This is a genomic window from Microcella alkaliphila (genome assembly GCF_004216855.1).
Taxonomy (GTDB): Bacteria; Actinomycetota; Actinomycetes; order Actinomycetales; family Microbacteriaceae; genus Microcella; species Microcella alkaliphila.
Genome location: NZ_SGXT01000019.1, coordinates 30327 through 54616, shown reverse-complemented (window position 1 = coordinate 54616; position 24290 = coordinate 30327). Strand labels below are relative to the sequence as shown.

Genomic DNA, 24290 nt, shown 5'->3' with positions numbered 1-24290 from the left:
TCATGATACCGAGCCAGTCTGCGCGGCCTCGGCCGGGTAGACGAGCCCAATCTGCGATCTCACCTCGTCAAGCAGACCCATGATGGCGACCGATTCGTCGAACGGCAGCACGGTCGGGGCAGCGCCTGCGACCCGCGACTCCAGCTCGGCGGCCTGAAAGTGCATCCCGCGCGTCGTCACGGGCTGCTCGAAACGCTCGACGACCGACCACGAGCGGTCGTAATGCGTAAAGGATGTGGGCGTGTAGAACACGCGGTCGATCTCGATTGCGCCTTTCGTGCCGATGATCGCCGCCCGGTTGGGGCCGGCTGTGTCGAGCGCGGTGTGCAGCACCGCCTGGCGGCCGTCGGCATAGTCGAAGATCATCGCGGTCTGGCGGTCGACGCCGGTCGCGGTCATTGAGGCGTGCGCACGAATACCCTGCGGCAGGCCGAGTACGTCGACGGCAAAAGAGACGGGGTAGATGCCGAGGTCGAGCAGCGCGCCACCCCCGAGGTCGAGGTTCTGCAGTCGATGCTCGGGGTTCGTCGGCAGCGCCTGCGTGTGGTCGGCGATGACCGTGCGCACCTCGCCGAGCACGCCGCTCGCGAGCAGTTCGCGAATGCGCACCATGTGCGGCAGGAATCGCGTCCACATCGCCTCCATGACGACGACGCCGCGATGGGATGCACGCTCGTGAATGCGCTGCGCTTCGCGCGTATTCAGCGTGACCGGCTTCTCGATCAGCACGTGCTTGCCGGCGTCGATCGCGAGCAGCGCGTTCTCGACGTGCATCGGGTGCGGTGTGGCCACGTATACGACGTCGACGCTGTCGTCGGCGACGAGCGCCTCGTAGCTGGCGTGAGCGTTCGGGATGCCGAATTCCGTCGCGAACGCGCGCGCCGCATCCTCTCGCCGTGATCCGACCGCCGCGATGCGGAAACCCTCGCGGGTGAGGTCGGATGCGAAGGCGTGGGCGATGCCGCCCGTCGCGAGAATGCCCCAGCCGAGGGTGGTGTGCGCCATTGCTGCCTCCATTTCGCGGGGCAAACGACAAAAGACCCGCGCGCCCAGCCTACGGCGCGCGGTCGAATGTCGTCAGTCGACTAGCAGTTCACCCAGCGGGCGGCGGCGCGCGTGAAGCTGTAGGGCTCGTTCGGCACACCACCGTGGCTCATCGCGAACAGGATGCACACCCCCTGCACGCTCGTACCCGGCTTGTACAGGGAGGCACGGTGACCGCCCGAATCCCACCAACGCTGGGCGGCAGCGGCGCCCGTGACACCGGAGCCGCCGGCGAGGTTGCCGTCGCAGCCCGTGTCGGGCACGCCGTCGCTGCGCTGCGCCTGACCCTTGTGCCCCCACGCGCTCATGGGGTCGGGGCTCGGGTCTTCGGCCATCCAGAACAGGCGGTCCTCCATGCAGGAGTCGTAGCGGATGTTCGACGGCGGCACCGGCGGCAGGCAGTTCGCGACGCGGATCGCGTTGAAGCGCTGCGCGAAGTCGTTCAGGTCGTCACTCGTCGTGCCACCCACGCCCTGCGCGGATGTGCGCCCGGGCGCGCCCGGAGTCGACCCACCGATCGGGCCGGGGCACGGCGGTGGGGTCGGAGCGGGCGGCGGAGCAGGTGCGGGCGGAGCGGGCGCCGCCGGAGCGGGAGCGGCCGCACCGCCGCCGGAAGCGGCGTTCGACGCACCGGAGGCGCTGGAGCCGCCAGAGCTGTTGGCGCCGTTCGCACCGTTCGCGCCGGTGGACGCGGTCGAGTCGGAGGCGGGCGATTCAGCCTCGGCCTCGTCAGCAGCAGACTCGTCCGACTCAGCGTCGTCGACTTCGGCAGCGGCTTGGTTGTCGACGACGTCGGAGCGGTCAGCATCGCTTCCGAGTCGGCGCTCTACGAGGTCGCTGATGGACATGCGCGACACGTCGTCGGGATCGACCGAAGCGGTCGAGATGACGGGCATCGGCGCTCCCCCCGAAGCGCCAGCCAGTGCCGGTGAATCGCTCGGCGGAGCGCCGACGAACGGCATCACTACCAAGATGACGGTCGCAAGCGCCGTCCCCGCGAAAAAGGATCGCAACATAGAAGGCTCCCCCCAGAACCTGTGTGTGTCCGATCCCCCCGACCGGACATTCATCACGCTAGAGAGCCTTCTGGGATCTGCCAAGTGCTTCTAGTCGAAAATCGAACAGAACCCCCCTTTATTGGGGGCGTGTCGCGAAATTTTTCACCCCCTCTTGGGGGTATTGCCTATTCGACACGCGCCGGGGGGAGGTTTGGTACACGCGAGATGCAGGTGTGCTGAGAGCCGACTGCGGGCGTGACGCATCGCGTCACGCTGGGCTCAACTCGCTCCTTCTCATGACACGGGGGCCGCGAGCGAGCGAGACAGAACAGAGCCGACTGCGGGACTCGAACCCCGCATCGCGTACCAGCGATGCGACACAGAGCCGACTGGGGGACTCGAACCCCCAACCGCCCGATTACAAGTCGGGTGCGCTACCAATTGCGCCAAGCCGGCCAGGCACCCGAAGGTGCCGTTTTCAGGGTACCGCCGCCCGAGCATCCCGTGGGGCGGCGATGAGGCGATGACTACTCGTCGCCCTCTTCACCCCCGCCGCCGTCGGCGCCCTCCTCGGGCTCGGGGGTCGGGTTGAGGGTGAAGTCTTCGCCGGCGGCCTTCAGCACGAACTGCTGGAACTCGGTCGAATCACCGATGTTCGCCGGCAGGTACTGGTCACCGTTCACGAGTACGGTCGGCGTGCCCTGGACCGATTCCAGATCGGTGCCCTCGAGCGGCAGCGGGCCGGCGAGCGCGCGGTTGGTCGCGGCGGTGACCCACGACGAGAACTCGCCCGAGGTGATGCACTCGGCGACGGCGGACGAACCGGCCCCCGCGCTCGCCGCGAAGTCGATGAGCTGCTCGTCGCTCCACCCGGTGCCGTCGCCCGGCTGACTCGTGAGCAGCAGCTCGTTGTAGTCGAAGAAGCTGTTGGGTGAGCGGTCGGCGACGCAGGCGGCGGCGTTCGCGGCGCGTTGGCTCGCACCCTGGTTGCTGAGAATCGCGATGGGGTGGATCGTGACTGTCGCGGTGCCGGTGTCGATGAGTGCACGCAGCGTCTCCGCGTTGGCCTGCTCGAAGGCTCCACACGCCGGGCAGAGGTAGTCAACCCAGATGTTCACGGCGACGACACCCGGCGCGTTTTCGGGCAGCGGTTGCGGCGTCGCGTCGGGAGCGAGCCCCGGGGTCGTGACCGCCACATAGTCGGAACCGATCGTGATTCCGTCGCTCGCCATGTTGCGCGGCCCGGGAGCCGCGGGCTGGGTCGAGTTGAGGATCAGCACGGCAACAATGCCGATCGCGGCGATGACGCCGAGACCGATGCCGCCCTGCAGCAGCAGCGTGGTGCGCCTCTCCTTTTTGCGCTGCTGCTCACGCAACTGGCGCGCCTTCTCGCGGGCTTCCGCGCGGCGCGCATTCTTCGTCTGGCGCTCGTCGGCGCCGTCAGCCTTCGGCATGGATGCTCGTGCTCCTTATATTCCGCGGCGCACCGCGGCGGGTCGTCGGCGCCCGTAGCGCCCCACCGATGGTACGACCGGACCCGTAGCCCGCGCCAACTGACGAGAGGTGGCATACTGTCCCGAACGGGCGACGGCGCCCGTGGGCTCGTTCGCGCGGGCCCCATCCATTCACTACGGATCGTCCGGCACGTACCTGCCGGTGAAGGAGAAAATCAGTCATGGCAACTGTTAAGTACGACAAGGCCACGCGTCTGTACCCGGGCAGCACGGTTCCCGCGGTCGACGCCCTCGACCTTGACATCGCAGACGGCGAGTTCCTCGTCCTCGTCGGCCCGTCGGGCTGCGGCAAGTCGACGTCGCTGCGTATGCTCGCCGGCCTCGAAGAGGTCAACGCCGGCGACATCTACATCGGCGACCGCAATGTCACCGACGTTCCGCCGAAGGATCGTGACATCGCGATGGTGTTCCAGAACTACGCGCTGTACCCGCACATGTCGGTCGCCGAGAACATGGGCTTCGCCCTGAAGATCGCCGGCGTCAACAAGGACGAGCGCGCGAACCGCGTGCTTGAGGCCGCGAAGCTGCTCGACCTCGAGCCCTACCTCGACCGCAAGCCGAAGGCGCTCTCGGGCGGTCAGCGTCAGCGCGTCGCCATGGGCCGCGCCATCGTGCGTCAGCCCCAGGTGTTCCTCATGGACGAGCCGCTGTCGAACCTCGACGCGAAGCTGCGCGTGCAGACCCGCACCCAGATCGCCTCGCTGCAGCGCCGACTCGGTGTCACCACCGTGTACGTGACGCACGACCAGACGGAGGCGCTCACGATGGGTGACCGCATCTGCGTGCTCAAGGACGGCGTCCTGCAGCAGGTCGGCACCCCGCGAGACCTGTATGAGACGCCCAACAACGTCTTCGTTGCCGGCTTCATCGGCTCGCCCGCGATGAACCTGTTCCCGGCAGAGCTCGCCGACGGCGGTGTGAAGTTCGGAAGCGCCGTCACCCCTGTCGAGCGCTCGGTCATCGACGCCGCCGGCGGCAAGGTCGTGACCGTGGGTGTGCGCCCCGAAGACCTCATCGTGTCGACGAGCGGCAACGGCCTGCCCGTCGAGGTCGACATCGTCGAAGAGCTCGGCGCTGACGGCTACCTCTACGGCCACGCCGATGTCGTCGGCCAGCGGGTTGACATCGTCGCCCGCGTCGACGGACGCGTTCACCCGCACAGCGGCGAGACCGTGTACATCACGCCGGAGCCGAAGCACATCCACGTGTTCAACGCCGAGTCGGGCGAACGCCTGAACGCGGCGGTCGTGGCCTAGCGGCTCACTGCTCCACGGCGGGGGCGTTCGTGTCACGTGCGACACGGACGCCCCCGCTTTTCTTTAGACCAGGATGGACACCGTGAGCGCTTCGTTGAACATCACCTCCGCCGTCGTCGATCCGGCGCTGCTCGACCTGCCGTGGAACCTGCCGCTCGACACATGGCCCGACGACGCGATCGCATCCCTGCCGAAGGGCATCTCGCGCCACCTCGTGCGCTTTGTGCACCTGAGCGGCTACGTCGTGGCCATCAAGGAGACGACAGAGGAGATGGCGCGGCGCGAATACGACATGCTGCGCACGCTGCAGCGTCTCGACGTTCCCTGTGTCGAACCGGTCGCTGTCATCACCGGCCGCGAGTCCGACGACGGCGACCCGCTCCTGCCCGTGCTCGTCACGAGGCACCTGCGCTTCTCGTTGCCGTACCGCGCGCTCTACTCGCAGACGCTGCGCCCCTCGACCGCGACCCGCCTCGTTGACGCCCTCGCAGTTCTGCTCGTGCGGCTGCACCTCGCCGGCTTCTTCTGGGGCGACGTGTCGCTGTCGAACACGCTGTTCCGCCGTGACGCCGGAGCTTTCGCCGCGTACCTCGTCGACGCCGAGACCGGGCAACTCTACGAGGGGGGTCTGTCGAACGGGCAGCGCGAGAACGACCTTGAGATCGGCCGGGTCAACATCGCGGGCGAGCTGCTCGACCTGGAGGCGGGCGGCCGGCTCGACGAAAACATCGACGCGATCGACGTGTCGAACGGCATCGTTGATGCCTACCGCTCGCTGTGGAGCGAACTGACCGGCTGGGAGGCCTTTGACAAGACCGAGCGCTGGCGCATTACCCAGCGCGTCGAGCGGCTCAACGACCTCGGCTTCGACATCGAAGAACTCGCCATCACGACGGCGGGCGACTCCACGCAGGTGCGCATCAAGCCCAAGGTCGTGGATGCGGGACACCATTCGCGCCGGCTGCTTCGCCTCACCGGCATCGACGCCGGCGAAAACCAGGCGCGTCGCCTGTTGAACGACCTCGACTCGTACTCGGCTGCCACATACCCCGGCGCCGATGTCGACGAGGAGCAGGTCGCCCACGAGTGGCTGAGCCGCGTCTTCGAGCCGGTGATCCGTGCGATCCCTCGCGACCTGCGCGGCAAGCTCGAAGAGCCCGAGGTCTTCCACCAGTTGCTTGAGCACCGCTGGTTTCTCTCGCAGAACGAGTCGCGCGCCATCTCGCTCGCCGAAGCGCTCAGCTCGTACATCGACACCGTGCTCCGCCACCGGCGCGACGAGGCGACGGTCATCGCGCCGACGACGGAGTCGATCGGCGTGCCCACGCTCGACACCGCCGCGGTGCCCGTCATCGACGATGCCGACGCGGGGGCGCCCGGAAGCTGGCGCGACAAGGTCTAGCCAGCCCCGGGCATCCCGCGCGGACGCCCGCCGCTGCTAGAGGTTCTTGACGGCGCCGAGCACCTTCGTGAGCGACTCTTTGGCGTCGCCGAACAGCAGCGTCGTCTTCTGGTCGAACAGCAGGTCGTTCTCGATGCCGGCGAACCCCGGACGCATGGAACGCTTCAGGAAGACCACCTGTCGCGCGTCTTGCACGTCGAGAATCGGCATGCCGTAGATGGGTGAGCCGGGCGTCGTCTTCGCAGCCGGGTTCACGACGTCGTTCGCCCCGACGACGAGCGCGACGTCGGCTGTCTTGAACTGCGGGTTCACCTCGTCCATTTCGGCGAGCGCCTCATACGGCACGTTCGCCTCGGCCAAGAGCACGTTCATGTGCCCAGGCATGCGGCCGGCGACGGGGTGAATGCCGAACACGACCTCGATGCCCTTCGCTTCGAGCGTCTGCGCGAGCTCGGCCATCGTGTGCTGAGCCTGGGCGACGGCGAGCCCGTACCCGGGCACCACGACCACCCGATTGGCGTAGCCGAGCAGGATCGCCACGTCGTCGGCGCTCGAGGAGCGCACCGGCCGGTCGCTGGTCGCGGTCGACCCGGCGCTCGAGGCGCCGCGGAACGCCCCGAACAGGATGCCCGTGACGCTTCTGCCCATCGCCTTCGCCATCTCGCGGGTCAGGATCGACCCGGAGGCACCGACCAGGGTGCCGGCGACGAGCAGCAGGGTGTTGTTGAGCACGAGACCGGAAGCCGCGACCGCGAGCCCGGTGCCGGCGTTCAGCAGCGAGATGACGATCGGCACGTCGGCGCCGCCAACGGGGAGCACGAGCAGGACGCCGAGCACCGAGCCGACGCCGAGGCCGGCGACGGCGGCGCTCCACTTCAGCCCGCCGAGCCCGACGCCGGCAAGCCAGGCCTCGGGCAGCACGATGATCGCTGCAGCGGCGAGGCCAACGACGGCGAGCACGACGATGACGGCCGCGTGGCCGATGAACACGATCGGGCGGGTCGGCATCAGCTCTTGCAGTTTGAGGAAGGTGATGACCGAGCCCGAGAACGCGATCGAGCCGACGAGCACCGTGAAGGCGACGGCGAGGTACGCGCCGAACGAGACAGAGTGCTCGAGCTCGAGCAGCGCGACGAGAGCGGCAGCGCCACCACCGACGCCGTTGAACAGGGCGACGAGCTGCGGCATCTGCGTCATCTTGACCATGCGCGAGGCGGGCACGGCGATGATCGTGCCGACCGCGATAACGCCGAGGATCAGGGCGAGGTTGTCCAGCTCGGTCGAGAGGAACACCACGACCATGGCGATGACGGCGCCGAGCGCGCCGATGAGGTTGCCGCGCCGGGCCGTGCGGGGGCTACCGAGGCCCTTCAAGGCCAGGATGAAGCAGACCGCGGCGACCAGGTAGAGGAAGGCCGTCCATTCGGGGGTGAGCACGGCCATCAGGCGTCGCTCCCCTCGCGAGCGGCCGGGGCGGAGCCGCGGCCGCGGAACATTTCGAGCATCCGGTCGGTGACGACGAAGCCGCCGACGAGGTTGATCGTCGCCATGAGTACGGCGATGAGGGCGATGACGAGCGTGAGCGGGTCATCGGCGCTGCCCGCGACGATGACCGCGCCGACGAGGATGATGCCGTGGATCGCGTTCGCGCCCGACATCAAGGGAGTGTGCAGGGTGCTCGACACCTTCGACACGACCTCGAAGCCGATGAATACGGCGAGGACGAAGAAGGTGAGCAGGGTGATGGCCTCCATCATCGGGCTCCGTTCCGCTCGGCGACCGCCTGCGCGGTCGGCTCGTGACGGACCGCGCCGTCGTGGGTGAGGCACGCTCCGGCGACGACCTCGTCGTCGAAGTCGGGCGTGAGTGCGCCGGCGACCGTCATCAGGCCGATCAGCTGGGCGATGTTCTGCGCGAGCAGGCGCGACGCGTCAAACGCCATGGTTGATGCCGGGTCTTTCATGCCGACGAGGGTGATCACGCCGCCGTCGACGGCGACCGCCGTGTCAACGCCGGCGACCGAGCCCTCGACATTCCCGCCCGACTCGGCCGCAAGGTCGACGATGACGCTGCCCGGTGTCATGCCGGTGAGCATGTCGGCCGTGATAAGGCGAGGTGCGGGCCGGCCGGGGATCGCCGCCGTCGTGATGATGATGTCGGCCGCCTGCACGTGCGGGGTGAGCAGCTCGCGCTGGCGGGCCGCGCGGTCGGCGGCGAGTTCCTTCGCGTAGCCGCCCGCGGCATCCGCGTCCTCGTCGAGGTCGAGGTGGATGAACGTGCCGCCCATCGACCGCACCTCATCGGCGGAGGCGCTGCGAACGTCGTACGCGGACACCTTCGCTCCCAGGCGCTTGGCCGTCGCGATGGCCTGCAGGCCGGCGACCCCCGCGCCCAGCACGAGCACGCTCGCGGGGGGAATCGTTCCCGCGGCGGTCATGTAGAGCGGCAGAAAGCGCGGGAAGCGCGTGGCAGCCTCGAGCACGCAGCGGTAGCCGGCGATGAGCGCCTGCGAGGTGAGCGCATCCATCGACTGGGCGCGCGAGATGCGCGGCACGAGCTCAAGCGAGAACGCGGTGACGCCGCGGTCGGCGAGCTCCGCGACGGCGTCCAGCTCGCCGGCGGGCGCCGCGAACCCGACCGTCACCGCGCCGGGCTTCAGCGCGGCAATGGTGGCGGGCTCGAGGGGCCGCACGTGGGCGAGCACGTCGACAGCGGTCAGGTCGACCGCGTCAACGAGGGTCGCGCCGGCGTCGAAATAGGCCGCGTCAGGGTAGCCGGATGCGGCACCCGCGTCGCGCTGGACGACGACCTGGTACCCCTCCCGCACGTAGGTCGCGACCGTCGCGGGGGTGGCGGCGACGCGCCGCTCCCCCTCGATCGGCTCGCGCCGGATGGCAATCTGCATGGGTCACCACTCACCTTTGAGTTGACGAACACGGCACCGGGTCAGTGCGAATCTACCGCGGCAAGAGCAAGCGATCGGGGACCGCCGCTACCACCCAGCGACGGGCCCCGATCGGGTCTGGTGTGACGCCCCCTACGCGAGGATCGTCAGCGGGTTCTCAATGCGTGCCTGGAACGCGGCGAGCCAGCGTGCGGCGAGCGCCCCATCCCACGCGCGGTGATCGGCCGACAGGGTGACCGCCATGACGGTGCCCACCTCGAGCGCACCGTCGACGACGACCGGCGCCTGCCGGGCCGCCCCCACCGCGAGGATTCCCGCCTGCGGCGGGTTGATGATCGCGCTGAACGAGTTCGTGCCGAACATGCCGAGATTCGACACCGAGAAGCTGCCGCCCTGCATCTCGTCGGGCTTCAGGCCGCCCTCGCGAGCGCGGCCAGCGAGGTCGGCGATCGACCGGCCGAGCGCGCTGACGCTGAGCGCCTCGACGCCGCGCACGACCGGCACGACGAGCCCGTCGTCGAGCGAGACGGCGATGCCGATGTCGACGCTGGCGTGGCGCACCATGCCCTCATCGGTCCAGGTGCGGTTCGCCTCGGGTACGTCGAGGAACGCCCCGGCGACCGCCTTCACGACGAGGTCGTTGACGCTGATCTTCGCTGCCGCGCCCTCGTTGAGCCTCTTACGCAGGTCGAGCAGTGCGTCGACCCGGCACTCGGCCTCGAGGTAGAAGTGCGGCACCTGGTTCTTGCTCTCGGTGAGCCGCCGCGCGATGGTCGCACGCATGCGGCTGTGCGGCACCAGCTCGGCACCCTCGGGCAGCGCGGCCGGCGCGGCGCTCGCGGCCGGAGCCGACGAAGCGGGCGCGGATGCGCGGGGCGCGTCGTCCGCGCCCGTCGCGGCGGCAGGCTGGCTGCCCCCGCTGGCGATGAGCGCCTCGAGGTCTTTGCGCACGATGCGACCATCGGGGCCGGAGCCCTGAACACCGTCGAGGCTGATGCCCTTCTCGCGGGCGAGCCGCCGCACGAGGGGGCTGATGAACTGCCGTCCTCCGCTGGCGGCTGACGCCGGGGCGCTCGGCACCTCGGCGGGGGCGCTCGGAGCATCCGGGGTCGCGGGCACGCTCGCGGCCGGTGCCGACGCGGCTGGCGCCGCGGGTGCCTCCTCGACCATCGGGGTCTCCCCCGCCTCACCGACCACCGCGATCGGTGCCCCGACGTCGACCGAGTCGCCCTCGGCGACAACGAGTTCCAGCACGGTGCCCGCCGTCTCGGCCGTGTACTCGACGACGGCCTTCTCGGTCTCGATCTCGGCGAACGGTTGGCCCACCTCGATCGTGTCGCCCGGGGCGACGAGCCATTTCTGCACGGCGGCCTCGGTGACGTTCGCGAGCACCTCCGGCATGCGAATGGTGGTCGACATCAGCGCGCTCCCCCCGCGTGGCGGCGCACGGTCTCGAGGCCGGCGACGACCTCTTCGGTGCGCGCGATGGCGGCCCGCTCAAGCACCTTCGAGATGGACGGCGACGACTCGGCGCCGGTGACGCGCTGCACGGGCTGGTCGAGCCAGTCAAACAGGCGTCGCTGGATCTCGTCGGCAAGCCAGCCGCCGTACGACGTGCCGACCGCACCCTGCTCGACAATGAGCACCGCATTCGTCTTCTTGACGCTCTTTTCGATCGTGTCCCAGTCGAGGGATGCACGGTCGAGCCAGCGCAGGTCGATCAATTCAGCATCGACGCCCGTCTGCTCAATCGCCTCGAGGCTGTGCTTCACCATCGACAGGTAGCTGATGACGGTCACCTCGCTGCCCCCGCGGCGAACGGCGGCCTTGCCGGGCGGGATGATGTAGTCCATGTCTCCGTCGATGACGGTGTCTTTTTCGCCGTACAGGTCGACGTGTTCGATGACGAGAACCGGGTCCTGCAGGGCGAGGGCGGCGTTCATCAGGCCGACGTAGTCTTCGGCGCACGACGGGGCGACGATGCGCCAGCCGGGGCTGGTGGCAAAGATGCCGGCCGGGTCCATGAGGTGCTGCGAGCCGTAGCCCGAGCCCATGGCGACCTTCGTGCGCAACACGAGCGGAACGGGATTCTCGCCCCCGAACATGTGGCGCGCCTTGCCGATCTGGTTGAAGACCTGGTCGGCGGCGACCCACATGAAGTCGGGGTACATGAACTCGACGACCGGGCGGTAGCGCCCGTCGAGGGCGAGCCCTCCCCCGAGGCCAGCGAACGCGTTCTCACTGATGGGTGTGCCAAGCGTGCGGTCGGGGAACGCCGTCGACAGGCCCTTGGTGGCGCCGTTCGTGCCGCCCTTGAGTCGGTGGACGTCTTCGCCGAGCACAATGATGCGCTCATCCTGACCCATGCGGCGCTCCATGACGCCGGCGACGGCGTCGACGAACTTGAGGTCCTTGCGGGGGCGGGTGTCGGCGGTCGGCTCGAGGGCGGTCAGCGCGTCCAGCTCGCTGCCGTCGCCGCGCACTCCGATGTTGACGAACGCGGGGTCAGGCCACAAGTCGGGGCGAATGCGGCGGCGCCCCTCCTTCGCGGGGTCGGCCTCCAGCAGTTCGGCGGTGGCCGCATCCATCGCCGCGATTGCCTGCTGGCGCACCTGCTCGACGCCGTCCTCGTCGATGAGGCCGAGCTTCTGCATCTCGCTCGCGACCGTGAGAAGCGGGTCGCGCTTCTTCCACGCTTCCTCCTCTTCCTTGGTGCGGTAGCCGAAAGCGCTGCCCGGGTACGGCCCGTTCTGGTGGAAGAAGCGATAGACCTCGGCCTCGATGACGACGGGTCCGCTGCCGGCACGCAGGTGAGCGGCGGCCTCCTCCATCGCGAGGTGCACGGCGAGCGGGTCCATGCCGTCGACGCGCCACGACGGAATTCCGAAGCCCTGGCCGCGCACCGACAGTCGGGTGTCGGCGACCGCCTCTTCGATGTGGGTGGCGACCGCGTAGAGGTTGTTCTCGACGAAGAAGGCGACCGGCAGCTTCCAGGCCGCGGCGAGGTTCATCGATTCGAGCACCGAGCCGATCTGCGCGGCGCCGTCGCCGAAGTAGTTGATGGTGAGGTCGTCAGTGCCCGAGCGCTTCTGGGCCCACGCGTTGCCGGTCGCCATCGGCGCGCCGCCGCCGACGATGGCGTTCGTGCCGAGCGCGCCGGCCTCGAACCACTGCAGGTGCATCGAGCCGCCGCGACCCCGGCAGTAGCCCTGGGCGAGCCCGAGAATCTCGGCCAGGGTTTTCTGCAGTACCTCCTGGATGCGCGGGGTGACGAGCGCGGACGGGTTCAGCCCGTCGGGCGCGACGTGCGTCAGCGCCTTGGCGAGAAACTGGTGGTGGCCGCGGTGCGAGCCGTTGACGGCGTCGGAGGATCGCAGTGCCACGATCGAGCCGACCGCGCCGCCCTCTTGACCGATCGACGAGTGGGCGGGGCCGTGCACGAGTCCTTCACCGGCGAGCTCGAGGACCCGCTCTTCGAACGTGCGGATGAGCTGCAGCTGGCCGAGCATGGTGGCCAACAGGCGGGGGTCGGCCTTCTTCCAGTCGGCAGCGGTCGTCGAGATCTCGACCCACTCGACCCCGGTTTCCAAACGACGTCGTTTCGGCATGTCGGCTCCTCGCGTCAAGAATCAGCGCGCATCGTCGCAGCGCGTTCCGTCACGATACGACACGATTGCATCCAATCGCAACACTTTTCCGTGCTTGCACTGGATAATTACGCCGTCAATCCCTAAGATTGCATCCACACGTGCAGCAGCGGTGCTGCAGGAGGGGAATGAAATGGCGCTTCCCGGATTGCGCGGAACCGAGCACATCGGGTTCACGGTCCCCAGCATCACCGAGGCGCACGATTTCTTCGTGAACGTCATCGGCTGCGAGTACGTCTACACGCTCGGCCCGTTCGAGCGCGACGATGACTGGATGCGGGAGCATCTGAACGTGCACCCGCGGTCGGTCATGCGGGAGCTTCGCTTCTACCGCTGCGGCTTCGGCCCCAACTTCGAGATCTTTGAGTGGGAACCGGCCGATAGTCAGCACGCGCAGCCGCGCAACAGCGACATCGGCGGCCACCACCTCGCCTTCTACGTCGACGACATTGACGAGGCGGCCGAGTACCTGCGCGGGCACGGCGTGCGCCTCCTGGGTGAGCCCACCGCCAGCCGCAACGCGAGCGAAGGCCAGCGCTGGCTGTACTTCCTCACCCCCTGGGGGATGCAGCTCGAACTGGTGAGCTTCCCGAATGGGAAGGCCTACGAACGCTCATGCGACATCACGCTGTGGGATCCCAGAAACCCGTCGGCATGACCGCGCTCTCCGCCTCCAGCGGCACCCGCGACGGCAATGCGAGCGTGCGCGTCGCCGACGCACTCCGCGACGCGATCGTGGCGGGTGACTTCCCACCGGGAAGCCGCATTCGTCAGGAAGAAATCGCCGAGCGCTTTGGCGCGAGTCGCGTGCCCGTGCGCGAGGCGCTCAAGATGCTCGAGGCTGACGGGCTCGTGACGCTGCGCGCCAATGCCGGCGCCTGGGTCTCGCGACTCAGCCTCGACGAGTGCGACGAGGTCTACCAAACCCGCGAACGCGTCGAACCACTGCTGTTGCGACTGTCTGCCCCCCATTTGGATGCCGAGGCGCTCGACCGCCTCGAGCGGCTCGCCGAGCAAATGGCGCAGACGACAGAGATTGAAGAATTCTTGCGCCTCGACCGCGACTTCCACTGGAGCTCGTACGCCGGTGCCGACACCCTCGTGCTGGGCGACCTGGTGCGGCGACTGTGGAACACCACGCAGCCGTATCGCCGTGCCTACACCCGGCTCATCGACGCACACAGTCAGCGCATCGTGCACGACGAGCACCACATGATCGTCACCGCCCTGCGCGACGGTGACATCGAGGCCGGCGAGCGCGTCGTCGAGGGGCACATCCGGCGCACCCGGCGACTGCTCGCCCAGCATCCCGAAGTCTTTACCGCCGCCAGCACGACCCCCTAGCCGCACACCAGAAGAGGACCCTATGGCCATCGCGACCATCAACCCCACAACCGGCGTCACCGAGCGTGAATTTGACCCTCACACCGATGCCGAAATCGACGAGCGCATCGCTCACGCACACGCGGCATACCGGTCGATGCGGGCGACGAGCTACGCCGACCGAGCCGATTGGATGCGCGCGGCAGCCGACATTCTCGAGAGCGAACTCGACGAGGCGGCCCGCATGCTCACGACCGAGATGGGCAAGACCATCGCCCAGGCGCGCGCCGAAGTGCTGAAGTCGGCGAAGGCGATGCGGTTCTACGCCGACAACGCTGAGGAGTTCCTCACCGGGCGGGATCTCGCGGACCCGTCTGCCGTCAACGCCTCTGCCGCCTACACCCGCTACGAGCCGCTCGGCGTGGTGCTCGCGATCATGCCGTGGAACTACCCGCTGTGGCAGGTCATCCGATTCGCCGCACCGGCCCTGATGGCCGGTAACGCCGGGCTGCTGAAGCACGCCTCGAACGTGCCCCAGGCCGCCCTGTACCTCGACACCCTGTTTGAGCGCGGCGGCTTTCCCACGGGCGCCTTCCGCTCGCTGCTCATTCCCGCGCGCGCGGTCGAAGCCGTGCTGCGCGACCGACGGGTGGCAGCGGCAACGCTGACCGGCTCGGAGCCCGCCGGTCGCTCGGTCGCCTCCATCGCCGGCAGCGAGGTGAAGCATGTCGTGCTCGAGCTGGGCGGGTCCGACCCGTTCATCGTCATGCCGAGCGCCGACATCGACGGCGCCGTGGCCACCGCCGTCACCTCGCGCACCGTCAACAACGGCCAGGCCTGCATCAACGCGAAGCGGTTCATCGTTCACCGCGATGTCTACGACGAGTTCGTCGGGAAGTTCACGGCTGCCATGGCCGCTCTCCGCGTGGGTGACCCGATGGACGACGCCACCGATGTCGGGCCGCTGGCCACCGCATCCGGGCGCGACGACATCGTGGAGCTGGTCGAGGACGCGCTCACCAAGGGCGCCGTGGCGACCACCGGAGGCGCAGTTCCCGAAGGCGCCGGCTGGTTCTACCCGCCGACCGTGCTGAGCGGCATCACCCCCGAGATGCGCCTGTACGCCGAAGAAGCCTTCGGTCCGGTCGCCTCCGTGTACCGCGTCGACAGCGCCGCCGAGGCCGTGGAGATCGCGAACGACACGACGTTCGGACTGAGCTCCGCAGTCTGGACGCGTGATGAGGACGAGGAGGCCTACCTCGTGCGCAGCATCGACGCGGGCGCCGTGTTCATCAACGGCATGTCGATCTCCTACCCCGAGCTCCCCTTCGGTGGGATCAAGGACTCGGGCGTGGGGCGCGAACTGTCGGTCGAGGGAATCCGGGAGTTCTGCAACCTGAAAAGCGTGTGGAAGGCCTGACGCGAGGGACAACACAGGGGGCGGTGATTCCGAGAATCACCGCCCCCTGTGCGTGATGTACCGCGCGGGAATCGTCCCCTTTAGTAGTGGTTCGCGACGAAGAGATCCTGCGCGGGGAACTTCGTCAGCACCTCAATGCCGTAGTCGGTGACGACGACCTCTTCCTCGATACGGGCCGCCGAAATGCCGTCGGATGCAGGGCAGTAGGTCTCCATGGCGAACACCATTCCCGCCTTGAGTTCGACCGGATCCTTCATCGAGTTCAGCCGCGAAATGATCGGCCTCTCGTGCAGGCCGAGCCCGAGCCCGTGGGCAAACTGCAGACCGAAGGCAGCCAGCTCGTTGTCAAAACCGAAGTCTTGTGCCTTCGGCAAGACAGCCGCGACCTCGTCAGTACCCACCCCGGGACGGAGTGCGTCGAGCGCGTCATCCATCCACTCGCGAGCCTGCTTGTACGCATCCTTCTGACTCTCCGTCGCCCAACCGACACCGAACGTGCGGTAGTAGCAGGTGCGATATCCGTTGAACGAGTGAATGATGTCGAAGAACGCCTGGTCTCCCGGGCGAATGATGCGGTCGGTGAAGTTGTGCGGGTGGGGGTTGCAGCGTTCGCCCGAGATCGCGTTGATCGCCTCCACCTGGTCGCTGCCGTACTCATACAGCTTCTTGTTTGCGAGAGCGACAATTTCGTTCTCGCGCACCCCCGGCTTCAACGCCTCCGCGATGTCCTGATACACACCGTCCACCATCGCGGCGGCCTGATTCAGGAGCATGATTTCGTCCTGATTCTTGATGACCCGAGCATCCAACATCGCCTGCTGGGCGTCGGCCACCCGAATGCCCTGACGCTCTAGTTCGAACAGGAACGGCGGCTCCACGATGTCGAGCCCGAGCGGAGCGTCGGCGAGACCCTCCGCCACCAACAGCGACTTGATCTCCGACACCGCATCCTTCATGAGGTCGGATCCGCCTTCCGGGGCAACCGCACCGCGGAAGCCCAAGAAGCCAGCCCGGTAGTTCTCCTCCGGAACCCAGTCGGAGTAGAGCTTGTGGTGACGCACCGCTGACCCGAAATCCCACAGGATGGGCTCGCGGCCCCGCATGAGCAGGGCGTACCGGATCATCTTGTCGCCGAGGGCGCCGCCAATCCAGGTTTGTGTCGTGTAGCGGATGTTGTAGAAGTCAAACAGGAGAAAGGCCCCACACTCGCTCGCCTCGAGTGCCGCCTTGGCCCGGCCGAGCCGGTACTGGCGGAGCCGCTCAAAGTCGACCCGGTGCTCATAGTCGACCGCGACCTGGCCCGGCGCGCCCAGCGGGCGCACCCCCGCCGGCCGAGGCGACGGCCGCTCGAAGCGCCGATCGCCGCTGTGGTTGTGGACGTGGGCGCTCACGACGCCTCGAGACCGTCGCTCACGTCAGCGTTCTCGCTCTCCAGCTGCAGACCCGAGCCAGCCGCCACGGTGAGGATCAGCGACGCGAAGTCCTGCTCAACGTTTCCCGTGCCCACCTCCTGAGCAACAAGGTTGCGCGTCACGCTCGCGACCGGCATCACCACGCCCATCTCCTTCGCCGCGGCAAGGCCGAGGTCGAAGTCCTTCTGCAGAAGCACGTTGGTGAACGTCGGGGTGAAGTCGAGGTTCACGAGAGCGGGGGTTTTGTACTGCGTGAAGACCGAGCCCATGACCGAGTCGTTGAGGAAGCTCAGGAACGCTTCGCGGGTGACGCCCGCCTTCTCGGCGAGGACGGTGATCTCAGCCATCGACTGAATTACGACCCCGAGGAACACGTTGTGGGCGATCTTCACGATGCGCGCCACTTCGCCCTCACCGACGTAGGTCACGCCGCGGCCGAAGTGCTGCAGAACCTCCGCGACCTCGTCGTAGGTTTCGCGGGGGCCGGAGACGGCAACGGTCAGTTTGCCGGCGGCGATAACCGCCGGGTTGCCGCTGACCGGGGTCGCAAGGAACGCCGTACCGCGGCTGTCTGCGACAGCGCGGATCTTCTCCGAGGCCTCCACGGACACCGTGGAGGAGTCAGCGATGATCCGGGGGGCCACGTCGGCCGTCAGCAGGCCACCCTCGCCCAGCATGACCTGCTCAAGGTCCTTGGGTGCGGACACCATGCTGAAGACGAGGTCGCGATCGGCCAGCTCGGCGGGCGAGTCGACGATCGTCGCGCCCTTTTCGGCGAGCGGCTCGGCCTTCGCACGAGTGCGGTTATAGACAGCAACGTCGTAGCCCGCGTCCAGCAGGCGCGTAGCCAGCTGGAAGCCCATGCGTCCGACGCCGATCCAGCCGATGGTGAGGTTCTGGTGAGCCATGAGAAGAATCCTTAGGGGTTGAGAGTGACAAGAAGGGGATGAGGGTGGATCAGGCTGTCTTCTTCGAGACAGCACCGCCGAAGTAGAGGTCTGCGATCTCCGGGTTGGCCAAGATCTCGCTTGCCGGGCCGTCGAGCAGCACGCGGCCGCTCTCCATGACAATTCCTTGGTCCGCCATGCGCAGGCCGAAGCGAACGTTCTGCTCGACCATGAGCACGGCTTTGCCGTTCTCCCGCATGACGTTTACGGCCTCGTTGATGACGCCGAGCGACTTCGGGTCGAGTCCCAGACTCGGCTCATCGAGGAGTACGAGCGCCGGGTCAAGCATGAGCGAACGCGCAAACTCCACCATGCGTCGCTGGCCACCCGAGAGGTTGCCGCAACTCGTGTTGGTGCGCGACGCCACGAGCGGGAACATCTCGAGCACCTTGTCGTAGCGCTCCTGCACGAGCGACTTCTGGCGTCGAATGACGTACGCCCCCATCAAGATGTTGTCGCGGACTGTCAGGTTCGGAAAGAGACCGTTCGACTGCGGGACTTGAGCGACACCGCGCTCAAGGATCTCCGTCGGGGACAGTCCGCCGATCTCTTCACCGTCCAGCTCGATGCTGCCCTCGCTCGGCTTGAGCAGGCCGCTGATCGCGCGGAGCACGGTCGATTTTCCGGCACCGTTCGGGCCGACGATGCAGCCCAGCTGACCGGGCTGCACCGAGAGCGTCACCCCCTGCAGCACGTTTCCGCCGCCGTAGCCGGCAACAACATCACGCAGAACGATCATCGTCCTTCTCCCTTCGCCGCGGCGCCATCGCCGGACCGGTTCTCGAGCATGTAGTCGTCGCCCAGGTAGGCGTCGAGCACCAGCGGGTCCTTCTGAATTTCCGCCGGGCTGCCCTCGGCGATCACCTGACCGCGCGCGAGCACGCGAACGGGGTTACACAGCCCCAACACGAACGGCATGTTGTGCTCGACGAGCAGGAAGGTCTTGCCCTGGTCGTTGAGTTCGCGGATGAGACCACCCATGCGCTCGATCAGTGTCGGGTTGATGCCACCCGCGGGTTCGTCGAGCATGATCAGCTTTGGGTCAAGAACCAGGATCTGGGCAAGCTCTACCAGCTTCTGCTGCCCGTACGAGAGCGATCCCGCCCGAGCGTCACGATAGGCCTGCATGCCCACGAACTCGAGGAATTCCTCGGCCTTCTCTGCCTCGCTACCGCTCACGGCACCCAACCCGAGCTGTCGGAACTGGAAATCGCGCAGCGGAGCCACGACATTCTCGAGCACCGTCATCTCGCGGAACAGCCGGGTCATCTGGAAGGTGCGGCCGATTCCCCGGTGCGCGCGACCCCAGGGCGCCAGGCCCTCAATCCGCTCACCGTCGAGCACGATCTCGCCGGCGTCCGGCGTCATGAGCCCGGAGATCAGGTTGAACACCGTTGTCTTGCCGGAACCGTTCGGACCGATGAGTGCCGTAATCGATCCCTCAGGAACCCCGAACGTGCATCCGTCAACCGCCTTCAGCGCACCAAAGCTCTTCTCGAGGCCCGTCACCTGCAGCAGCATCGTGTCGCCGACCGGTGCAAGCTTCTCGCGCGGGGGAGGCAAGGGTCGATCAGCGAGAGCCGTAATCGAGCCGGTCAGCCCGACCGTGCCCTTCGTGCGACGCTTCTCGAGCAGCAGCTGCACGGTCGGGATGATGCCCTTCGGCAGCAGCACGACAAGAAGCACCAGAAGCCCACCGAAGACGAGTAAACGGATGTTTCCGCCGCCCAGGTAGTTGTTCGCGAACGCGTCGACCGGAACCAGGATGAATGCGCCGAGGACCGGGCCGAGAAGCGTGCCGCGGCCACCGAGGATGATCGCGAGCACGATGATCACGCTGTTCAGGATGGAGAACATGCCGATCGGGTCAACAAACGACAGGTAGTAGCCGTAGACGGTGCCCGCCATACCGACGAACAGAGCGCTGAGCCCGAAGGCGAGCAGCTTGTAGATCGGCGCGTTGATGCCCACCGAGCCCGCCTTGCCCTCATCCTCACGAATCGCGATGAGGCCGGTACCGAACTTGGTGCGGCGAATCCACCAGGAAACGAGAATCGACAGGGCGAGGAGGCCAACCAGAACGAGGTGGAAGGGCCAGTTTCCCCAGACCGCGTTGCTCCACGTCGGGAGCGGGAACGTGATGCCCGCCGTGCCGTTGGTGACGGGCACCCACTGCGTGGCGACGAACTGGACGAGGAACAGGAACGCGATCGTGATGATCACAAAGGATGCGCCCCTCGACCGGTAGGTCACCAGGCCCAGCAGCATGGCCAGGAGCGCCGCGGTGAGACCCGCCACCGGCATCCAGACGAAAGGAGAGATGTCCGGCATGCTTCGGCCGAGGATCGCGGCGACGTATGCGCCGATTCCGAGGAAGGCGCCCTGGCTGAGCGAGAGGTAACCGGTGTAACCGGTGATGATGTTCAGACCGCTCGCACCGATCGCGAAGATCAGCGCGAGGATCATCGTGTTCTCCATCGACGCATCCCCGATCAGGGGGAATAGCACGACGATGAGGGCGAGAACTGCCAGGACGCCGTTGCGGATCAGGCGGGATCGACGTTCGTCCTGTACGGACTTGGCTGCAGCGTCGCTCATGAGACGAGATCCTCTCGGAGTCGAGCGCCCATGATGCCCTGGGGGCGAACGATGAGCACGATGAAGATGATGAGGAAGGGAACCGCGACCGGCCACGCGGAGCCCACATACGTGGTTGCGAGCATCTCGGTGACGCCGATGATCATGGCTCCGATGACCGCGCCGGGCAGGCTGCCGAAACCGCCGAGCACAATGATCGCGAGCAGTCGCGCAATCCACTGATAGTGGGTGCCCGGGACAATCGGTTGGATCGCGCCGAGCATCGCGCCACCCGCCCCCAGGGTGGCGATGCCGATGGCGAACGTGAGGGCAGCAACAGCAGCGACGCTGACGCCCACGAGCAACGCGCCGCTCTCATTGACAGACGCCGCCCGGATCGCCCGGCCGAGCCAGGTCTTGTTGAGCAGGAAGTACAGGGCGATCAGCACCACGACAGCGATCGCCGCTGCCAGGAGCTGAACCTGGGGGAAGAAGAAGGGACCGACCTCAACCGAGGCGTCGGTGTAGTCGGTGCGAATCGACGCCGACCGGTTGCCCCAAATGATGCCCATCACGCCCTCGAGCACGAGAGCAATACCGAAGGTGACCAGCACCGTCATGCTCACGTGTGACCCTCGCGAGTGACGAACAGCTCCCTGGTACACGACCCAGCCGATGCCGAACATCACAACCATGATGAACGGAATGGCAAGAAGCGGATCGAGGCCGAAAGCTGACCACAGCGAGTACGTCAAGAAGGCGGCAAGTACGGCGAACGCGCCATGGGCGATGTTGATCACACGCATGACTCCGAAGATCAGCGTGAGGCCGGATGCCATGAGCGCGTACACCGCGCCCGCCAAGACACCGAGAATCAGTGTCTGCGTGAGGGCAATCATTTGGGGCTCCTAGTCGTCGTTACGGGCTACTCGAAAGCGGCGCCGCGCCAGCGGAAGATGGTCTCCGAGGTTGCGGCCTCGGCGGGCAACACGATCTGCGCTGAACCGTCCTGCCACTGGCCCACGAGGAAGTCACCCTTCGGGCTGCCGTTCTCGTTCCAGCTGAGCGTTCCGAGAATCGTTTGCACCTCGTTGGCGCGGATCCAGTCCGCAAGAGCACGCTGGTCGTCGATACCGCCGACCGCCTCGGCGGCAGCCTTGAGCACCTCGCCGGCGGCAAACCCGTCTGCCGCGTCCTCCGGCGGGATGCCGCCGAACATCTCCTCGTACTTCGCCAGGAACTCGGCATTGCCAGGAGTCGACGCCACGGAGCTGTAGCTCGTGGAGAAGAAGACGCCCTGCGTGTTGTCTTCGCCAACACCGTCGAAGTACTGCTGGCCATACGTCGGTGACGACGACTGGTACAGGATGTCAGGCTCATAACCCGCACGGTTCATCGAGCGGACGAAGTTGACGCCGTCTTCGAACTGCGCACCCTGAACCACCATCTCAGCACCCGACGCGGCGATCGCCGCCACAATCGAGTCGAAGTTCTTCGTGGTTGCGGGGTAAATGTCCTTGTACACCGTTTCGATGCCGGCCGCGGAGAGGATCGCCTCAGCGCCGTCGACGACCGGGCCCGCGAAGGGGTCGTCGAGCGACGGGTAGGCAGCCGTCTTCGGTCGCTGATCTTCGGGAAGAGCGGCAATCCACTCCGCGAAGACACGCGCCTGGTCGGTCGCGACAGCCTGCTGCGAGAAGAAGATGAACTCGAAGCCGCGGTTGAACATGTCGGGCGACCCGCACGACGGACACACGAAGACCATCTCGTTGCGCTCAGCAACCGCTGATGCGGGAATGTTCAGAAGCGAGCTCTGACTTCCCAGCAACAGGTCAACGTCGTCGACGCTGATCAGGTTGTTGTAGTTCGTGACGACGGTGTTCTGGTTGGTTGCGTCGTCGCGAATAACGATCTCGACGTCACGACCCAGGATGCCGCCGGCCTCGTTGGTCATTTCGACCCAGACCTCGTAGCCCTGCTGAGTGTCGAGGCCGCCCTGGCTGAACTCGCCGGTGAGGGGAAGCGATGCGCCGATAACGATCGGATCGTCAGTGGTGCCACCGGAGTCGGTGGCGCATGCGGAGACGCCGACCAGCAGGGACAGCCCTGCGGTCAACGCAGCTATGCGTGTAGCTCGTGATGCTGCCATGGGTAACTAACCTCCTTGTTAGCTGGAACACCTCGTCTGCGAGGGTGCTCCGATTTTGCAATCGGTTGCAGGGCAAACCTAGAACTGCCCAGGCCGGAATGTCAAGTGACAACGATGACCCGTATCGCCATTACGCGAGCATTACTGCTCGCTCGGTGTGTATCGGTTGCGGGCAACCGCGGAACCGACCGCGAAGGCCGCGGCGGCGAACGCTGAAATCGCAAAGAGCAGAAGAAACTGGCCGCCCGGCACTGCCGCGTTCCCGACAGCGGCACCCAGCGAGCCACCACCAAACAACGCGACCGCGAACAGTGACATCCCCACGGGTCGCGCAGCGGCCGCCGCGTCAGTCATCCAGGTCTGCATTTGGGTGTGGGCGAACGCCCAACCGAGACCCAGGAGCACCGCGGCGATCGACACGGTCCAGAACTCCAACAGGATGGCGACGAGCGCATAGCCGATTGCGGTGGACAGGCCGCCTATCAACAGGATTCGGGCGGGATTCCAGCGACGCAAGATCGGCTTAAGCAGTTGACTGCAGGCGATGACAGCCAGCCCGAAGACACTGGTGGCGACACCCGCAACGATCACGGGTGCGCCGTCCTCCACCAACGCGGTGGGCAAGAACGCCAGCACGCCGACGAGCAGAGCTCCCTCCAGCGCCGTGAGCGCGAGAATACCGAGAACCCACGGTTTGCGAGCCAGAACGCGAAGTGAGGCGAAGAAGGCTGGGGACGGGGCCGCCGGCGGCTCCGGAAGTCGAATGAGCAGCACCGTGAACACGATGCCCAGCACGCCCGCGAGCGCGAAAGCCCACCGCCAGTCGAGCCAGGAACCGAGGACGGATGCAACAACGGTTCCGACGGTCATACCGAGCGACAGGCCAGCCGCGAGGTTCGCGGCAGCTACCGCCCGCGGCTTCAGCGTCAGGGTGTCGCCGAAGTACGTGAGGACGGCGGGCACCGTCGCTCCGAGGGCTGCTCCCGCCACGACCCGGCCGATCACGAGCATTGCTGGGGTCACTGCGAGCGCCGAGATGACAATGCCCACCACGGCGAGTCCGGTCGAAATGGCGAGCACGCGCACGCGCCCCACGCGGATCGAGATGACACTCCAGAGCAACTGCGCGGCCGCATACGCGATGGTGTACCCCACCAACGCATCGCCGATGCTGTCGACGCTGGCTCCGAGGTCTCGTGCGATGACGGGCAACAACGGTGGCAACAGTGCCCGGTCGAAGAACGTGAGGAAGGCCAGTGCGATAAGCAACTGGGTAGACCGGGACGCCATGGACACGCGGACTCGATTCTCACTGGGATCTACAATCGGTTGCAGTAAGCGTAGCCATTCTTGCCTCAGTGAGGGAGCTGACCATGACCACCCGACTCGATGTTGGCGTATTCACGCACCCGGTGCTTTGTGATGTGGCTCGACGGATAGGAGCTTTCGCCGCTGCCGGGTTGGACGTACGCGAACACCCCGTAAGCTCCTCGCCGGATCAATTCCGGCGAGCGTTCTCCGGCGAATTCGACGCCATCCTGACGAATCCCGACAACACCCTGGCCTATCACTTCGATTCGACCAACCCACTCGCGACGACACTGGCCGTGGAGATTGTCGCCGGCATTGATCGGGGGCTGGGGCTGACGCTCTGCGCGCACGACGACAGGGCTATCCATCGGCGCCGTCCCCGTGT

Annotated in this window: 22 protein-coding genes and 1 tRNA gene; 6 read left to right on the top strand and 17 right to left on the bottom strand. The window is 66.9% G+C overall.

The window, feature by feature from the left end:
* Positions 1–1005 carry a Gfo/Idh/MocA family protein gene (locus EV140_RS12550; RefSeq protein WP_241971445.1) on the bottom strand — a complete coding sequence of 335 codons (1005 nt, stop codon included), beginning with the start codon at positions 1003–1005 and terminating at the stop codon, positions 1–3.
* 80 nt (positions 1006–1085) lie between these two features.
* Positions 1086–1892 (bottom strand): hypothetical protein, encoded by an 807-nt coding sequence (locus tag EV140_RS12545; protein ID WP_130284453.1) that lies wholly within the window; start codon positions 1890–1892, stop codon positions 1086–1088.
* Here EV140_RS12545 and EV140_RS12540 point away from each other — a divergent pair.
* Entirely contained in the window at positions 1885–2154 is a 270-nt protein-coding gene (locus EV140_RS12540) for a hypothetical protein (protein WP_130284451.1), read from the top strand. The genes EV140_RS12545 and EV140_RS12540 overlap by 8 nt on opposite strands.
* A gap of 271 nt (positions 2155–2425) precedes the next feature.
* On the opposite strand, the gene EV140_RS12535 is transcribed toward EV140_RS12540, so the two are convergent.
* Positions 2426–2498: transfer RNA gene (locus EV140_RS12535), tRNA-Thr, on the bottom strand.
* Between the two features lie 71 nt (positions 2499–2569).
* Complete coding sequence (locus tag EV140_RS12530; RefSeq protein WP_130284449.1) at positions 2570–3496, bottom strand: DsbA family protein; 927 nt, start codon at positions 3494–3496, stop codon at positions 2570–2572.
* Positions 3497–3717: 221 nt separating this feature from the next.
* Between EV140_RS12530 and EV140_RS12525 the strand changes: the two genes are divergently transcribed.
* Positions 3718–4812: an ABC transporter ATP-binding protein gene (locus EV140_RS12525; RefSeq protein WP_130284447.1), complete on the top strand. Its 1095-nt coding sequence runs from the start codon at positions 3718–3720 to the stop codon at positions 4810–4812.
* Between the two features lie 82 nt (positions 4813–4894).
* A complete protein-coding gene (locus EV140_RS12520) occupies positions 4895–6214 on the top strand; it encodes a DUF4032 domain-containing protein (RefSeq protein ID WP_130284445.1) in 1320 nt (439 codons plus the stop codon).
* A gap of 36 nt (positions 6215–6250) precedes the next feature.
* Here the strand turns inward: EV140_RS12520 and EV140_RS12515 are convergent, their stop codons facing one another.
* The 5 genes from EV140_RS12515 to EV140_RS12495 all read right to left on the bottom strand — a co-directional run bounded on the left by EV140_RS12515 (position 6251) and on the right by EV140_RS12495 (position 12727).
* Positions 6251–7657: an NAD(P)(+) transhydrogenase (Re/Si-specific) subunit beta gene (locus EV140_RS12515; protein WP_130284443.1), complete on the bottom strand. Its 1407-nt coding sequence runs from the start codon at positions 7655–7657 to the stop codon at positions 6251–6253.
* Positions 7657–7968, bottom strand: coding sequence for an NAD(P) transhydrogenase subunit alpha part 2 (locus EV140_RS12510; protein ID WP_130284441.1), 312 nt, complete (start codon positions 7966–7968; stop codon positions 7657–7659). Before EV140_RS12510 ends, EV140_RS12515 begins: the two co-directional genes overlap by 1 nt.
* On the bottom strand, positions 7968–9119 hold the full coding sequence (locus EV140_RS12505; RefSeq protein WP_130284439.1) for a Re/Si-specific NAD(P)(+) transhydrogenase subunit alpha: 1152 nt from the start codon (positions 9117–9119) through the stop codon (positions 7968–7970). The genes EV140_RS12510 and EV140_RS12505 overlap by 1 nt, the downstream gene beginning before the upstream one ends.
* Positions 9120–9251: 132 nt before the next feature.
* On the bottom strand, positions 9252–10538 hold the full coding sequence (locus EV140_RS12500) for a dihydrolipoamide acetyltransferase family protein (protein WP_130284437.1): 1287 nt from the start codon (positions 10536–10538) through the stop codon (positions 9252–9254).
* Positions 10538–12727, bottom strand: coding sequence for an alpha-ketoacid dehydrogenase subunit alpha/beta (locus tag EV140_RS12495; protein ID WP_130284435.1), 2190 nt, complete (start codon positions 12725–12727; stop codon positions 10538–10540). Before EV140_RS12495 ends, EV140_RS12500 begins: the two co-directional genes overlap by 1 nt.
* A gap of 172 nt (positions 12728–12899) precedes the next feature.
* Here EV140_RS12495 and EV140_RS12490 point away from each other — a divergent pair, with 172 nt between their 5' ends.
* Genes EV140_RS12490 through EV140_RS12480 form a run of 3 tightly spaced genes read left to right on the top strand, consistent with a single transcriptional unit; the run spans position 12900 to position 15509 of the window.
* Positions 12900–13424, top strand: coding sequence for a VOC family protein (locus EV140_RS12490; protein WP_130284433.1), 525 nt, complete (start codon positions 12900–12902; stop codon positions 13422–13424).
* On the top strand, positions 13421–14110 hold the full coding sequence (locus EV140_RS12485) for a GntR family transcriptional regulator (RefSeq protein ID WP_130284431.1): 690 nt from the start codon (positions 13421–13423) through the stop codon (positions 14108–14110). The genes EV140_RS12490 and EV140_RS12485 overlap by 4 nt, the downstream gene beginning before the upstream one ends.
* A gap of 22 nt (positions 14111–14132) precedes the next feature.
* Positions 14133–15509, top strand: a complete 1377-nt coding sequence (locus tag EV140_RS12480) for an NADP-dependent succinic semialdehyde dehydrogenase (protein ID WP_130284429.1) — start codon at positions 14133–14135, stop codon at positions 15507–15509.
* 80 nt (positions 15510–15589) lie between these two features.
* Here the strand turns inward: EV140_RS12480 and EV140_RS12475 are convergent, their stop codons facing one another.
* The 8 genes from EV140_RS12475 to EV140_RS12440 all read right to left on the bottom strand — a co-directional run bounded on the left by EV140_RS12475 (position 15590) and on the right by EV140_RS12440 (position 24273).
* On the bottom strand, positions 15590–16900 hold the full coding sequence (locus EV140_RS12475) for a M24 family metallopeptidase (protein ID WP_241969085.1): 1311 nt from the start codon (positions 16898–16900) through the stop codon (positions 15590–15592).
* Positions 16897–17829, bottom strand: a complete 933-nt coding sequence (locus tag EV140_RS12470) for an NAD(P)-dependent oxidoreductase (protein WP_130284427.1) — start codon at positions 17827–17829, stop codon at positions 16897–16899. Before EV140_RS12470 ends, EV140_RS12475 begins: the two co-directional genes overlap by 4 nt.
* Before the next feature lie 49 nt (positions 17830–17878).
* Positions 17879–18607, bottom strand: a complete 729-nt coding sequence (locus tag EV140_RS12465; RefSeq protein WP_130284425.1) for an ABC transporter ATP-binding protein — start codon at positions 18605–18607, stop codon at positions 17879–17881.
* Positions 18604–20466 (bottom strand): branched-chain amino acid ABC transporter ATP-binding protein/permease, encoded by a 1863-nt coding sequence (locus EV140_RS12460; protein WP_130284423.1) that lies wholly within the window; start codon positions 20464–20466, stop codon positions 18604–18606. The genes EV140_RS12465 and EV140_RS12460 overlap by 4 nt, the downstream gene beginning before the upstream one ends.
* The gene (locus EV140_RS12455) at positions 20463–21344 is read right to left on the bottom strand and encodes a branched-chain amino acid ABC transporter permease (protein WP_130284421.1); all 882 of its coding nucleotides are present in this window, start codon (positions 21342–21344) and stop codon (positions 20463–20465) included. The genes EV140_RS12460 and EV140_RS12455 overlap by 4 nt, the downstream gene beginning before the upstream one ends.
* Before the next feature lie 26 nt (positions 21345–21370).
* Positions 21371–22594 (bottom strand): amino acid ABC transporter substrate-binding protein, encoded by a 1224-nt coding sequence (locus EV140_RS12450; protein WP_130284419.1) that lies wholly within the window; start codon positions 22592–22594, stop codon positions 21371–21373.
* A gap of 141 nt (positions 22595–22735) precedes the next feature.
* Positions 22736–23884 carry an MFS transporter gene (locus tag EV140_RS12445; protein ID WP_130284417.1) on the bottom strand — a complete coding sequence of 383 codons (1149 nt, stop codon included), beginning with the start codon at positions 23882–23884 and terminating at the stop codon, positions 22736–22738.
* A gap of 65 nt (positions 23885–23949) precedes the next feature.
* The gene (locus EV140_RS12440) at positions 23950–24273 is read right to left on the bottom strand and encodes a hypothetical protein (RefSeq protein ID WP_198674447.1); all 324 of its coding nucleotides are present in this window, start codon (positions 24271–24273) and stop codon (positions 23950–23952) included.
* Positions 24274–24290 lie beyond the last annotated feature (17 nt).

Excerpts from the sequence above, each read along its gene's own strand:
- EV140_RS12550 (WP_241971445.1), bottom strand. The coding sequence starts at position 1,005 with ATGGCGCACACCACCCTCGGCTGGGGCATTCTCGCGACGGGCGGCATC.
- EV140_RS12465 (WP_130284425.1), bottom strand. The coding sequence starts at position 18,607 with ATGATCGTTCTGCGTGATGTTGTTGCCGGCTACGGCGGCGGAAACGTG.
- EV140_RS12470 (WP_130284427.1), bottom strand. The coding sequence starts at position 17,829 with ATGGCTCACCAGAACCTCACCATCGGCTGGATCGGCGTCGGACGCATG.
- EV140_RS12525 (WP_130284447.1), top strand. The coding sequence starts at position 3,718 with ATGGCAACTGTTAAGTACGACAAGGCCACGCGTCTGTACCCGGGCAGC.
- EV140_RS12540 (WP_130284451.1), top strand. The coding sequence starts at position 1,885 with ATGGACATGCGCGACACGTCGTCGGGATCGACCGAAGCGGTCGAGATG.
- EV140_RS12490 (WP_130284433.1), top strand. The coding sequence starts at position 12,900 with ATGGCGCTTCCCGGATTGCGCGGAACCGAGCACATCGGGTTCACGGTC.
- EV140_RS12495 (WP_130284435.1), bottom strand. The coding sequence starts at position 12,727 with ATGCCGAAACGACGTCGTTTGGAAACCGGGGTCGAGTGGGTCGAGATC.
- EV140_RS12515 (WP_130284443.1), bottom strand. The coding sequence starts at position 7,657 with ATGGCCGTGCTCACCCCCGAATGGACGGCCTTCCTCTACCTGGTCGCC.
- EV140_RS12505 (WP_130284439.1), bottom strand. The coding sequence starts at position 9,119 with ATGCAGATTGCCATCCGGCGCGAGCCGATCGAGGGGGAGCGGCGCGTC.
- EV140_RS12455 (WP_130284421.1), bottom strand. The coding sequence starts at position 21,344 with ATGATTGCCCTCACGCAGACACTGATTCTCGGTGTCTTGGCGGGCGCG.
- EV140_RS12545 (WP_130284453.1), bottom strand. The coding sequence starts at position 1,892 with ATGTCCATCAGCGACCTCGTAGAGCGCCGACTCGGAAGCGATGCTGAC.
- EV140_RS12530 (WP_130284449.1), bottom strand. The coding sequence starts at position 3,496 with ATGCCGAAGGCTGACGGCGCCGACGAGCGCCAGACGAAGAATGCGCGC.
- EV140_RS12485 (WP_130284431.1), top strand. The coding sequence starts at position 13,421 with ATGACCGCGCTCTCCGCCTCCAGCGGCACCCGCGACGGCAATGCGAGC.
- EV140_RS12450 (WP_130284419.1), bottom strand. The coding sequence starts at position 22,594 with ATGGCAGCATCACGAGCTACACGCATAGCTGCGTTGACCGCAGGGCTG.
- EV140_RS12480 (WP_130284429.1), top strand. The coding sequence starts at position 14,133 with ATGGCCATCGCGACCATCAACCCCACAACCGGCGTCACCGAGCGTGAA.
- EV140_RS12445 (WP_130284417.1), bottom strand. The coding sequence starts at position 23,884 with ATGGCGTCCCGGTCTACCCAGTTGCTTATCGCACTGGCCTTCCTCACG.
- EV140_RS12440 (WP_198674447.1), bottom strand. The coding sequence starts at position 24,273 with ATGGATAGCCCTGTCGTCGTGCGCGCAGAGCGTCAGCCCCAGCCCCCG.
- EV140_RS12460 (WP_130284423.1), bottom strand. The coding sequence starts at position 20,466 with ATGAGCGACGCTGCAGCCAAGTCCGTACAGGACGAACGTCGATCCCGC.
- EV140_RS12500 (WP_130284437.1), bottom strand. The coding sequence starts at position 10,538 with ATGTCGACCACCATTCGCATGCCGGAGGTGCTCGCGAACGTCACCGAG.
- EV140_RS12510 (WP_130284441.1), bottom strand. The coding sequence starts at position 7,968 with ATGGAGGCCATCACCCTGCTCACCTTCTTCGTCCTCGCCGTATTCATC.